This window comes from Paenibacillus hemerocallicola, assembly GCF_006265175.1.
GTDB lineage: Bacteria > Bacillota > Bacilli > Paenibacillales > NBRC-103111 > Paenibacillus_AB > Paenibacillus_AB hemerocallicola.
Genome location: NZ_VDCQ01000020.1, coordinates 117,432 through 130,333, shown reverse-complemented (window position 1 = coordinate 130,333; position 12,902 = coordinate 117,432). Strand labels below are relative to the sequence as shown.

General features: G+C 47.8%; 12 protein-coding genes and 3 pseudogenes. 2 read left to right on the top strand and 13 right to left on the bottom strand.

Annotated features, from left to right (window positions below; translation table 11 throughout):
• The 13 genes and pseudogenes from FE784_RS16160 to FE784_RS16100 all read right to left on the bottom strand — a co-directional run.
• The coding region (locus FE784_RS16160; RefSeq protein ID WP_218103782.1) for a hypothetical protein at positions 1-1,250 on the bottom strand (1,250 nt) is incomplete at its 3' end.
• Positions 1,251-2,078: 828 nt separating this feature from the next.
• Positions 2,079-3,140 carry an undecaprenyldiphospho-muramoylpentapeptide beta-N-acetylglucosaminyltransferase gene (locus tag FE784_RS16150; protein WP_139603247.1) on the bottom strand — a complete coding sequence of 354 codons (1,062 nt, stop codon included), beginning with the start codon at positions 3,138-3,140 and terminating at the stop codon, positions 2,079-2,081.
• A 6-nt stretch (positions 3,141-3,146) separates the two neighbouring features.
• Positions 3,147-3,375: pseudogene (locus FE784_RS16145) on the bottom strand (FtsW/RodA/SpoVE family cell cycle protein); the annotation flags it as partial.
• 44 nt (positions 3,376-3,419) lie between these two features.
• Positions 3,420-4,109, bottom strand: a complete 690-nt coding sequence (locus tag FE784_RS16140) for a FadR/GntR family transcriptional regulator (RefSeq protein WP_139603246.1) — start codon at positions 4,107-4,109, stop codon at positions 3,420-3,422.
• Positions 4,110-4,270: 161 nt separating this feature from the next.
• The gene (vanX, locus tag FE784_RS16135; RefSeq protein WP_139603245.1) at positions 4,271-4,918 is read right to left on the bottom strand and encodes a D-Ala-D-Ala dipeptidase VanX; all 648 of its coding nucleotides are present in this window, start codon (positions 4,916-4,918) and stop codon (positions 4,271-4,273) included.
• A gap of 4 nt (positions 4,919-4,922) precedes the next feature.
• On the bottom strand, positions 4,923-5,954 hold the full coding sequence (gene vanA, locus FE784_RS16130; protein ID WP_139603244.1) for a D-alanine--(R)-lactate ligase: 1,032 nt from the start codon (positions 5,952-5,954) through the stop codon (positions 4,923-4,925).
• Positions 5,955-6,905, bottom strand: coding sequence for a D-isomer specific 2-hydroxyacid dehydrogenase family protein (locus FE784_RS16125; protein WP_139603243.1), 951 nt, complete (start codon positions 6,903-6,905; stop codon positions 5,955-5,957).
• Between the two features lie 4 nt (positions 6,906-6,909).
• Positions 6,910-7,737, bottom strand: a complete 828-nt coding sequence (gene vanW, locus FE784_RS16120) for a glycopeptide resistance accessory protein VanW (protein ID WP_139603242.1) — start codon at positions 7,735-7,737, stop codon at positions 6,910-6,912.
• Between the two features lie 135 nt (positions 7,738-7,872).
• A complete protein-coding gene (gene vanS / locus FE784_RS16115) occupies positions 7,873-9,003 on the bottom strand; it encodes a vancomycin resistance histidine kinase VanS (RefSeq protein WP_139603241.1) in 1,131 nt (376 codons plus the stop codon).
• Complete coding sequence (gene vanR / locus FE784_RS16110; RefSeq protein ID WP_139603240.1) at positions 8,984-9,688, bottom strand: VanR-ABDEGLN family response regulator transcription factor; 705 nt, start codon at positions 9,686-9,688, stop codon at positions 8,984-8,986. The genes vanS and vanR overlap by 20 nt, the downstream gene beginning before the upstream one ends.
• 258 nt (positions 9,689-9,946) lie before the next feature.
• Positions 9,947-10,087 (bottom strand): hypothetical protein, encoded by a 141-nt coding sequence (locus FE784_RS40905; RefSeq protein WP_176706255.1) that lies wholly within the window; start codon positions 10,085-10,087, stop codon positions 9,947-9,949.
• 57 nt (positions 10,088-10,144) lie between these two features.
• A pseudogene (locus FE784_RS16105) lies at positions 10,145-10,409 on the bottom strand (PhzF family phenazine biosynthesis protein); the annotation flags it as partial.
• A 71-nt stretch (positions 10,410-10,480) separates the two neighbouring features.
• Positions 10,481-10,852: a GrpB family protein gene (locus FE784_RS16100; RefSeq protein WP_139603239.1), complete on the bottom strand. Its 372-nt coding sequence runs from the start codon at positions 10,850-10,852 to the stop codon at positions 10,481-10,483.
• A 557-nt stretch (positions 10,853-11,409) separates the two neighbouring features.
• Here FE784_RS16100 and FE784_RS16095 point away from each other — a divergent pair.
• A pseudogene (locus FE784_RS16095) lies at positions 11,410-12,025 on the top strand (YfbR-like 5'-deoxynucleotidase).
• Between the two features lie 418 nt (positions 12,026-12,443).
• Entirely contained in the window at positions 12,444-12,875 is a 432-nt protein-coding gene (locus FE784_RS43115) for an SNF2 helicase-associated domain-containing protein (protein ID WP_139603238.1), read from the top strand.
• Positions 12,876-12,902 lie beyond the last annotated feature (27 nt).

Sequence of the window (12,902 nt, the reverse complement as noted above, 5' to 3'; positions counted from 1 at the left end):
TCGGAGACGCGGAAAGAGAACCGGTCATCTCCTAGCGCCTCAGTCCGAACGCGATCCGTAACGTCAAATTCGATCCATAAGCCGCCTGTAGTGGTCGGTTGGCCCGCCTGCATGACGTAATCGAGCCATTGCCCCGTCTCCGGCAGCGAATCCAGCACGACGGCCGCCATGGTCAAAGCGCTTTGGTGCATGCCGGTATTCCCGTAAATTTGCATGCCTTTCACGGCCGGGAACACTTGCCGGACAATGCCGTCCTCGATGTTTTTGCGGATCGCGTCCGCAGAGCTTTTGGGGTTGTCCAGGCCAAACTGCTGCGCCTTCGCGCTTAAAAACGCAATCAACTGCGCATCGCCCATCGCCGGAAAAAAGGCGTCGTAGGCGCTCAAAAAATCTTTGACCAGCATCGTCTCCCATATGGAGCCAACCGCTTTGCCCAGCCCGGTTCCTTTGTCGGAATTGGAGTATATACTCCGATCGTAGCGGTTCAGCACCAGGCTCGGATACACGTCGGCGATCCGGTCCAGCATCGCCACCCCGCCGCGCGCATATCGGACATCGCCCGTATACAAATAAGCGTCGCGGAACGCGCGGACGGCATCCTCGATCAAAGCTTTGCCTTGCCCGTACCAGATGTAGTAGCCTGTATAAAGCCCGATAAACGCCCAGGTGTTGCCGTTTTCGTCCACCCAGCCGGAGCCGTTGTCGACACCCCAGGTCGGTCCCTTTTCCGGGTACGATTCGTTGACCAAATAAGCCGGATCGGCCAAACTCGGGTCGAATATGCCGTGCGAGTTTAATCCGCTTTCATAATACGATTGGAAATCGTTGGTGGGGAACTTGTAGCCGCTGCTCGGATCGGTAATTTTCCACGGCTCGTTCAACGGATCGGCCCTCCAGGGATGGTCCCCATACTGGTATATAGCCGTGCCGGTTACCGGGCTGCCCAATTGCAGATTCGCGCTCGTGCTGCGCGGCAGCGATTGCGGCGGGACCACGTTCCACAAAAAGTCGTACCCTTTGGCCAAATAGCGGTCCGCCTTATCGACGGCGGCGTTTTTCAAGCTTTCCGCCCAACTGTAGTTTTGAACGTTTTGACGAGCGGCCTGCACCTTGTCCGGCGTATAAATCGTGCTCCTCGTCTTGACCGCGCCAAGCGGCTGCGGGTCCGCATAAACCCGGGATTGACCCGTCCCCATTCCGCCCGCAAGCAGGCCAATCAGCAACAACCAAACAACATGTTTGCGCAACACCCGCATTCCCCCTTCATACTGCCGCCCGGGCGCGGCCAGTCGGCGCGAAAACCGCAATCCCGCATCACTGTCCGTCCCCGTCCCGGCCGTCCGATCCCGGCGGCGTTCGGCTGTCCCGGAGGCTAGCACTCCGTTCCAACATGTTCTATACTAAAGAGCCGTTCGGCAAAAAAGTATGGCTTTTCATGTTCGGATGCTGGTTTTCATGGATCAATTAAAAGCGCTTTCAAATCGACCTCCCGGCCACCACGGCAAATCCGTCATCAGCCGGGCCGCCCCGCCCGGCAGCCTCTCTCCGCAAACCGTCAAGCCCTTGCGCGCCCGACAGGCTCCCCGCGTCCATAAAACGAGCCGGCATGACGACACACGTCACGCCGGCTCGTTTCTTTTGCCGCTTTCTCCCCCGATTCGTCGGCTTTCCCGTTCCCGTCCGGCCCGCCCGTTTCGCCCGGCAGTCCAATCGGGCTCACGTTTTGCTTACGGCTTGCCGTTCGCGGCCTCGAAAGCCCGCTTGGCGATGACGATCGCCTGCTCCGGCGTAGCCGAGCCGAGCGGGTCGAAGCGGCCGCAGCTCGAACGGCTCGAACGCATGCCGTTTCTTCGGTGTAAAGATTTTACCTGAATATCGTCTAATCGAGCTTCACTGCTGTGCCGCGGTGCGATTCGATCGCCCTGATGGTGCGAAGCGTGGAATCAACGGATTCAAGCCATCCGGGCTGCTCTGTCATTCCATTTATACGAGCCGGGCCGAAATTGGCCGGATTTCGGATTCAGGCGCCGTATAAAGCCTTAGGTGTCTGTCACGGTTAACTCGCGAAATCAGGACGTTTAGCTATACATTTCAATCAGCTTGACAATCGTTTCTACCGCATTCGTTTCAAAGCGGGATGACATGGCTTTTTTGTAGGCTTCACAATTCACATAGAGCGTTTCAACACGTTCAGCGAGGGATTCGGAGGTTAGCTCTTCTTCCGGAAGCACATCGGCGTAGCCGGCCTTTTGGAACGATTTAGCATTTAAAATTTGATCGCCTCTGCTCGCCTGCAGCGAGAGTGGAATGAGAAGCATCGGCTTCTCCAATAAGAGAAATTCATAAATCGAAGTGGCTCCCGCCCGGGAAATCACCAAATCCGACATCGCCATGACATCCGGAAGCTCGTCAGAAATATACTCAAATTGTTTGTACCCTCTCTTGCCGGAGAGATCTTGGGATACATTTCCATTTCCGCAAATATGTACAATTTGGAATTGCGCAAGCAACCTGTCCAGATTATCCCTGACGGCCTGGTTAATAACTTGGGAGCCAAGACTGCCGCCCATGATCAGAATAACAGGCTTCTGGGAATGAAAATCACAGAGGTGATAGCCTTTTGAAGCTTTCCCGTTTAAAATTCCCTCACGAATCGGAAGTCCCGTTAAAATCGCTTTTTGATTCTGCACATGCTGCATCGATTCCGGAAACGTGACACAAACCTTCGTTGCAAAAGGAATCGAAATTTTGTTGGCAAGTCCCGGCGTCATATCTGACTCATGGATAATGACCGGGATCTTGTTCATCCGGCTTCCAAGAACGACCGGGACTGAAACGAACCCGCCTTTCGAAAAAACGATGGCGGGCTTCAAACGACGTAATAATCTATAAGACTCGTAAACGCCTTTAATGACTCTGAAAGGATCTTTGAAATTTTGGAGATCGAAATATCTGCGCAATTTCCCGGAGGAAATCGGATAATAAGGAACGCCTTCGCGCTCGATAATGTCTTTCTCGATACCGGTGGCTGAACCAATGTAGCGGACTTCCCAGCCTAACTGCCGAAGCTTGTTCATTAGCGCGAGGTTCGGCGTGACGTGTCCCGCCGAACCTCCTCCGGTAAAGACGATGGTTTTCATGCCATGTCACCTCGAATAACAGGATATATTAAGCAGGATGCCGATCGATGTCAACATAAGCGTCAATGATGACCCTCCCGCACTTATGAGCGGCAGTGTAATGCCCGTGACCTGGAACATCCCGATCACTACGCCGATGTTAATGATGACTTGCACAGCACCTACCAGACCTCCGGGTTCAATCGCATATAGCGATTGAATAGCGATAGCCGGCTCCTAAGGGATCCTGCCATGGATGGTTGTATCCGTTACTGTAGGGACAGCGTACAGTGAAATGTTTCATTTTACCGACTGCAAAGCGTTCTCGACCTGGGCGAGATGCTTCGCAGTCGTCGCTACGGCCAGCTTCGGATCTCTGTTGCGGATCGCTTCGAACAGCTTCATGTGCTCCCCAAACAGCTTGCCGGCCGTATCCTTCCCGCTGTAGAGCCATAGCTTGCGGCTGTCCTTGATGGTGCGGAACATCGCCGCGGAAATGTGCGTCATCATCGTTTCCAGAATCGCGTTGCCAGACGCTTTGGCGATGGCGAGATGAAAGTTCGTATCGTAAATCCGGCTGATTTCTTCGTTGCCGACGGCGTCGCGCATTTGCCCGATGATTTTGCCCAGCTCTTCGACGTCTTCGGCGGTCCGGTGCTTGGCCGCCAGCTCGGCCGCTCCGACCTCGAGGATCTTACGCACCTGGAGCACCTGCGACAGCTCGGCGTTCGAATTCTGCAGCGATTCCAGCACGGCCAACGGCTCTAGCCCGGGCTTCTTGACGTACGTGCCTCCGCCCTGCCGGGATTCGACCAGACCGAGCGCCTTCAGATGGCTGAGCGCCTCGCGCACCGTCGAGCGTCCCACACGGTACTGTGCCGCCAGCTGGTCGATTGTGTCGAGCTTCTCCCCCGGCTTGATCAGTCCCGCTTCGATAATGCGCCGGAGCTCGTCCGTAATGATTTCGTAATTCTTCTTCTGTAAATTCATGGGAATCCTCTCCGTCACGATTTATGATACATTAGCACCAAAATTCGTCAGATGACCTGCTTAATATTTAGGCTACGGGAGGGGTTCACCTTTCTGGCGATCTGATCTCCTTTCTGGTTGGGAAACCCTGAGGATATCATAGATTCGCAGATTGGGTCATTTTACCATTTGACAATTTTCGACAAAAACCTTTCACTGTCAAGTGATATAGGAAAATCAAAAAAGGTACTGGGATATGGCTCATTTTTCAATGTATAATGCCACCATTCACAATCATAAGAGTTAAAACCGCTGGACTCCATGATAGAACGCAATAACCGGCGGTTTTTAGTTTCAGCATCAATGATTCCCTTAGCTCCGTGATGGGAGATGACATCCATCAGATCAAAATCACCGCCCATCGGAACAAGAGCGTTGGTATCCGCTCGATAAAGAGTCAGATCAATTGCGCTACCACGGCTATGACTCGATTGAGTCGCTACATAACCCTTCTGAATCATTTCGGAACGGTTGATATTAGGATAATGCTTTGATTTTGTACGCCCATCTTCAGGCTCTTCAGACCATTGTAGAAAGCGATCCACCGCGCGTTGCGGACGATAACCGTCCCAGAGAAGCAAGCCATACCCAAGGACAGCTGCCTGCTCCTGTGCCGCAAGCAGCGCGGCAGCCAATGCATTGGTGCCAACAATACGATTGACTTCATAACCATCGACCGGTTTTCCGGTGAAATTGTCCCATGTGGCATACTTAGCATCCCAACGAATTCCGGGGAGAACTTCATCAAGGAACACAAATCCTTTTTCCATATTCTTATCCCTCCATCGCTAATGCAACAACGCGTTCAATCACATCGGCAAGCGTTAAGCCGGCGGCGGCCATCATTCTTGGATAGCGGCTGTATGAGGTACAACCAGGCATTGTGTTGACTTCATTGAGCACGACCTGCCCGTCTTCCTGTAGAAACATATCCACACGAGCAAGCCCGCTGCAGCCCAATGCCCGATAAACGAGCTTCGCTGCTTCTTGTACCCGTTTCATATCCTGATCTGAAATATCGGCTGGAACCTTGATCGTAGAGTTTTCAGAACCGTTCTCCGGATTTTTTTCCTGATGGATTCGGAAGATGCCATGTGATAACTGGATTTGATCCACTTCACCAACAAACAAGTCGTTACCGTTTCCCAACACTGCGCAGCCTACCTCGCTGCCGGAAATCATTTGCTCAATCAGAATTTTTGTATCATATTGCCTTGCGTTTTCGATGGCCTCTGGCAATTCGTCCATATTGCATACCTTACCGACACCAAAAGACGATCCGGAACGGGCTGGTTTAACAAAGACAGGATAAACCAATTGCTCCGAGTCTGGCATGTCACCTTTGTTGAATGTCAAAAAATCAGGCGTAGCGATTCCTGCGTTTCTTACGATCACATAAGCCAAAGACTTGTCCATGCACAGCGCTGAGCTCTGGATATCGCAGCCTACGTAGGGAATGCCGGAAAGCTCCAACAGTCCCTGCATTGCGCCATCCTCCCCCATTTTTCCATGCAAAGCAGGAAACACAATATCCAGACGGATGATCTTATATTCTCCCTGCTCCAACACAATCAACCCGTGGACATTTCTGTCCGGCGACAAAATGGCGGGAATGCAATTTCCGCTTTCCCAATTCGCATCAGGATAATCGCAGAGCTTCCATCCACCGGCTTTGGTTATCCCGATGTAAAGCGGATCAAATTTCTCTGGGTCAAGGTTTCTGGCGATCTCCTGTGCGGATTTTATTGAGACAGCATGTTCTTCTGAACAGCCTCCGAATAAAACGGCAATCTTGAGCTTGTTCATTTATCTTTTTCCCCTTTCGAATTCTAAGCAATTCTGAATCGTGTTCTCCACGATATCTTGCAGCGCGTGTTCTGTGTAAAAAGCGGTATGCGGCGTAATAATCGCATTCGGCAATTTTTGCAGTCGCAGCAGAAGTTGATTATGGATCGGCTTGTTTGTACAGTCGTGATAGAATATACCTTCTTCGCCTTCAACGACGTCCAATGCGGCGCCCCCCAGTCTTCCATTTTCCAGAGCCCAGATCAGCGCCTCTGTGTCAATAAGAGAACCGCGTGCGGTGTTAATAACTAAGGCCCCGTGTTTCATGCTTTTGATTCGCTTCCGGTCAAGTATATGGTAAGTATCAGCATTGAGCGGCATATGAAGCGTCAGGATATCACTTTGCTGCAGCAGTTCGCCCAGAGTAACATATTCGGCTTTAGAGTCGTAAGCCAGTATGCGGCATCCGAAGCCGTTTAGCCGATCAATAACCGCCTGACCAATGCGGCCTGTCCCCAATATCCCTACCGTCATGTCGCGCAGTTCCCGTCCCGGTACAGCACAAAGATTGTAATCATGGACGTCTGCCCTGCATAAAACCGATTTTGCATTTCGTATAGACATGAGTATCAACATCAAAGTAAAATCTGCTACGCTGGCCGGCGAATAAGCTACATTACCAATAGTAATGCCAAGCTTTTCAGCCGCTTCAATGTCAATGTGGTTGCAGCCTATGCTTCTTGTGGATATGTAAGCGACGCCGTTTTCTTTGAGGGCGCGAAGAGTGGAAAGCGCTATTTCCGTTTTATGGTTAACGCTTATACAGCAATTGCCTGATGCCAACGCGGCGTTTTCTGCTGATACCGCTGACTTAATGATCGTCGGTTCAACACCATAATGTGGTGAATACCTCCTGAACATATCCGCTTCGTCCTTTTCACATCCGTAAATCGTGATCCCCGTTTTCTCCATTGTGTCAACCATCCTTTTTTATGACCTTGATGTGATCGGGCAATTTGTATCCGATCCCACAAACATTTTTATATACCACTGCCGAGTTCACTTTCTGATTCGTCGTGTTGGAAATCTGGTTTTTCCATACATCCACCTGTTCATAAACAATATTGTTCTCTCTGTAATAGATCAGATCTCCATTTTTGATTTCATAATGACAGCCCATGTCTTTATCTGAAAAGACGCTGCCCGTAATGCATTCCTCATCAAAAGCGATACATATCTGAAAGGTATATTCCGTTGCATTTTTTACCTTCAGGTCAATCCATCCCAGCGAAACGGTCGCGTCAACACCCATCGGCGTGTCGCTTGGCGGTTCGGGGAAGTCTTTGATGTCATGCCCGCGCCGTTCAAGAATGGTCAAAGGCGTGTGCAGAAACATCCAGAATAACAGATTGCTCATGTGGCACATGCCACCTCCGTATTCCGTGGTCAGAATTCCGTCCTTCACTGTCAACCCGTCTTTATAAGGCGTTTGTTTATCCGCATGCCGTATGACCTTCCAAAAGGAAAAGGTCTCGCCCGGCATGATGATTAATGTGTGTAATTTTGCTGCGGCAAGCTTCAGGTTGAAAACCTTGTTTTCCTGATAGATCATATCAAAACCTGTTTTTTGGTTATACAACGGACAGCTCGTTTCAAAAACCTTGCAGGGCAGTATGGTTTTTGAAAAGCTGTTCGTATATCTGTTTTTATCCAGATGCATCCCCATGTAAAAGCAGAATGCACGCTGCCTTTTTCTAAAGGGTAAAAGCATAGGAAAAATTTGGGTAACACGTTTTCTTGGCATAACAACATCCTTTCTTTCTGCAAAATAAAAGCCTGTCTGCTTTGATAAAACCATGTTATCAAAAGCGGACAGGCCGTATTTTAATATTGAGTTGTTTAATTCCTAAGAAAATCCTAATATCAGATTGATGTTTTCCTAAGGTGTAACGGGTAAAGATACCGTAAAGGTAACTGTGTTATTTTTGCTTTGGGCCACAATGGTTCCACCATGCAGGGTGACGATTTCTTTTGCGATGGACAACCCTAACCCGGAACCGCCAGTGTCGGAAGTGCGCGCTTCATCCAAGCGATAAAACTTCTCGAAAATAGCGGCCAGCTTGTCCGGTGGAATTGTATTGCCTTGATTTTGAAAAACGATCTTTATATAACCCTCTATTTCCTCTGCGGAAATAACGATTTCCGTGTTTGGGTAGCTGTATGCGGCCGCGTTTTTCAGAATATTATTGAATACCCGCGCCAGTTTCACCGGATCGCCGTACACGGTCAAATTTTCGTCTGCGTGAAGTACAGTGGTATTTCCTTTTTCGGATAGGATCGGATAAAACTCGTCTGTCATTTGCATAAGCATGTAGTAAAGGTCTATCGTTTCCTTTTCCAGATTGATTTGCTGCAAGTTGTACCGGGTAATTTCAAAAAATTCGTTGATTTGTTTCTCCAAGCGATATGCTTTGTCGAGTGTAATGTGAGTATATTTAACTCTCTGCTCCATGGGCATATCGGGAGCCTCGTCCAATAAACTCAAATAACCTATTACAGATGTAAGCGGAGTCCTGATGTCGTGGGCCAAATAAACGACCAAATCATTTTTGCGTTGCTCCGCTTCCTGAGCAGCCTTTTTCTGTCTTCTCAACTTGTCCTTTATAGTATTCAGACGATTTTCCATGAAATCCATCTCCGGGGAGAGGGATATTCTATCCTCTGAATCTTCCACAAGCCGATCCATGCCGGAGCTGACTTCATCAAAATATTTTGTGAACCAGAAGATAGAGAACCGGGAAAGAATGACCAGAAAAAACAGCGTCAAAAGAAGCAGAATGATATTTAAGTTATTGCGAAATACATAATGATAGATGATCCGTGCATCGGAATTGTCCAGATAAAAAGTATTAATCAGAAATAGAACGATGCGATCTCCAATCTGTCCACGCAAAATATCCCGCAACAAAAGGACGGTACCAGCAGCAGTGACAGTAATCAGTAGCATCTGGAAAAAAGCTTTTCGCTTCAGCCTTGCATAATTGCCCTTCTTATTGCTTTTCAATTTTATAGCCGACCCCCCAAACTGTTTTGATATACTTTGGGTTTTCTACAGTGTCGCCCATTTTTTCACGCAAGTGACGGATATGAACGGTGATCGTATTGTTGCTTTTGCTGTAATACTCGTCCTTCCAAATCTCATGAAATAGTTCCTCGGCACTCACCACGCCGCCCTTTCGCTCCAGTAAAATGCGGAGTATGGAAAACTCGGTGGGTGTCAGTTCAAGAGGTTTTTCATTCAGTAGGCACTCATGCTTGTTTACATCCATAACCAATCCTGAATGGACGATTACAGGCTCAGTGACAGCCGCAGACTGCGTCGTGTTGTATTTTTTATAGCGCCGCAACTGTGCTTTTACACGCGCTACCATCTCAAGCGGACGGAACGGTTTTGTGATGTAGTCGTCGGCACCCAAGGTTAGCCCCATAATTTTATCCGTCTCTTCATCTTTGGCCGTCAGCATAATGATGGGATAGGTATGCTGTTCCCGTATTTTCTGGCAAAGCGTAAAACCATTGATGTCCGGCAGCATGATGTCCAGAATTGCAAGGTCAAGCTCCGTCGTTTCAATGCAGGAAAGAGCTTCCTTTGCAAAGTAAAACTTGAACACTTCATAATTTTCATTTCGCAGATACACTTCTATTAAATCCGCTATTTCATGTTCATCGTCAACAACGAGAACTTTAGCGCACATGATTTTCAGCTCCTTTCAGACAGAACTCAACATCCTACTATTTTACTAAAGTCGGTAACTATGTTTATGATTTCTTGCATGAGAAATTATTAAGATTTTCATAAGGAGCCCACTTCCTTCGCTGCGCTTTGGCGTCTTTCATCTTCTGTTCAGCATTCACATAAAAACCATACGGCGCTAAACTGCCATTTAGTTGAGCGAAGGCAGCCGAACATTTTGGACGGCTGCCTTCGTGTCTTCATTGAACTCTCGAATCCGTCAGTGCAACGATTCATTATCAACAATATCATCGTAAGCATCTCCAAGTGATTCAAAATCCTCTTTCAGCCAATACCATCGTTCACCGTTATTTTGAACCAATTGATTGAGCAATAAACCAATGGGAAGATATGTCCTCATCAACTTGTTCTCCCACGATTACTGGATTGGATAAGCGACATTGGAGGCCGTTCCGTTTTCCATAATCCGGTTGATGATATACGCTGTGCCCAAGGTAGGGTGTCCCGCGAAGGGCACCTCCGCATCTGGTGTGAAGATTCGAATATCATACCCGCCATTTTCCTGTTTATTGGACATGATGAAGCTCGTTTCCGAAAAATGAATTTCTTTGGCAATCTGCAGCAACTCCTTTGTTGTGAGATTACTGTCTGGCACTAGAACAGCAAGCTGATTTCCCTGATACTTTTTTTTCAGCAAAGACATCTACGATATAAAAATCCAAATCAATTCCTCCTTTTTGCTCCATTAAAGGTTATCTAAATAATCCAATGGGATACACGGTTCTGTCTGTCCCTATCCACTACTTTTCTTAGCTTGTTCGAGTAAATTGGATACGTATTCGGCTTTCTCGTCCGAATAAGACAGAAGTGTAGTATATCCTTTATTGATGGCGTTGAGTTTTCTTTCACGATATTGCTTGGCTACATGTGGGTTATCTCTTAAGTAATTTCTTATGAGAATATTATTTACCCATTGCTCGCCATTCCAAATTACGACAGCTAGATTATAGGCATGTTCTTGGCGTTTTCGAAAATATAATCTTCCCTTTACACCAGTTTCTCCGAACCCTTCATAACCAAGTTGCATTAGTTTGTTAGTTATGGAGTTGTTCAACTCAAGCGTTTTCACACCTATCAAAACATCAATAATGGGTTTTGCAAACATCCCTTGTACCGAGGTGCTGCCGAAATGCTGTATGTCGATAGCATCGGCCCCAAAAGCTTAAGAAGATTTACTTTTTCATTTTGAAATAAGGTAGTCCACTTTTCATCAAAAGGAACTACACTAATAATCTCATCAATTCCCATCCCAAATATCACTCCCTTTATTTAGCATAGTATTGTAGCACGAAGCAACAGCATCAAACCTACTGAGCACTATAGTCTACACATTATTTCTGGGATGTTGCCGCCCGATGATCCCGCGGCGGCTTGATGTGTTTTTGCGCAATCTTGTCCCGGTAGTTATAATGGGCTCTTCCAGGACACCGAAGGCAATCTTTTCGGGATTTATCAGCCGCATCTGAACGCGAAGTAAAATCATTTTCCTTAACCTGGAAGGCTGCTGAAAAAGCCCCCTGCACAATAGGGACAAGCCTCCTCTGCTTTTGCTGACTTTTGTAAAGATTAACTCTCATGTCGAGTTAACTATCCATTAACAAATGGGTTGTATACTTGAGATATCGCATCGTACCATACATCAAACAGAGAGGAATCGAAACTATGGGAATCCATACGTACTTCTTGTCGTTAACCGATTTAGAGCGAATTATCCGCTGCCCAGGTAAATTCAAATTTCAGGAGCATAGTGTATCCGCCCATTCCTGGAAAGTCGTTCAGTACGCCAAAACGTTGGCAGATATTGAAGAAAGTCATGGAGTCGTCGTCGATTGGAATTACGAGCAGTCATGATTACGGTGAGATTTTTATCGGGGATATTAAAACGCCTGTAAAGCACTCCTCACTGGAACTTCGAGCAATGCTGCAGCAAGTGGAAGAAGGCATGATCGCTCATTTCATCGACGAGCGTATTCCTGAACCTTTTCAGCACATTTTCCGCAGACAGCTGCGTGAAGGCAAAGACGATACCATTGAAGGTAAAATATTGGAGGTCGCCGATAAGCTCGATCAAATTTATGAAGCCTTTACGGAACTGCAGCTCGGAAATACCGAAAAAGAGTTCGTCGTTATGTATCGATCTGCACTGATCAAGATTAAAGGAATCAAGCTTCATTGTGTCGACTACTTTCTTGAGCACATTTTACCCGATATCGTTAGCGAAGGATCACGATCGCCTATCGATATTGCCCAAATTACGAAGGATGCCTTGGCGTCGTAAGAGCTGCAATTCAATTGAACAGCTTCATTAGTTTATCCCGTGTTCCCTTCTTTAACCACGCAATAAAATGCCTACGTCCTTATGAACCCTCCTCACAGAGCTTTCGCTCCGTTTCTTCGCGTTCTGAACCCTCGGTTTTGCTTTCTCTGTCGTGTCTCTAATAAAACTGGAGGCGAGAGGCCCGGCTTTATTTTAACTCCTGCAGTTCGTTATATTCGTCTAATTGCTCTTCACATTCAAATAACACAATCACGTAATCATCACCCCACCCTTTGATTGCCTTCTCCAATATCGTCTTGTGGGTCGCGTTACGTGGTTGGAAATCGTCAGGTTCATAAAAATAAGTTTTAGACTAGCTTGAATAAAGACACAGCGGCAGCCTTGGATTGAAAAAAAAGTCGAATAATTTGGAGTTTGAATAAAAAAGAGCGCCTCCGTACGATGGAAGTACGCAACGGGTCAAAAGCCCTTAAAATCCCACATCAGGAGGTCGCTCAACTATGAAGTAGTAAATCCAAATATAAAGATCAAGCGTTCTTCCGGATGGGCTGCCAGACTCCTGGCGACGCTTCCGAACGCGAACAGTCGCCAATTGCTCAGTGACGGCTGGAATGTCATGCTGCCCGGATGGTGGGAAGCCGCCTCGAAGCGAAAGCCCCGTCTACGCGCACAGGTTACACCGGATGTAGGCGGCAGAGGCCAGTCGTTATTCGGGCTGAACGCCTTGGTCGACTTCGACTGGCGCATTGCGATCGGCGATGCGGATCTGAACGATTCCGTTGCCGTCCCCGCTTGGTCATCTTCTTCTGGTTTTCCGCGTTTGTCCAATCTTCCGAAAAGGTGGCCATGAACGCCATCGATCGGACAACGACTCGGC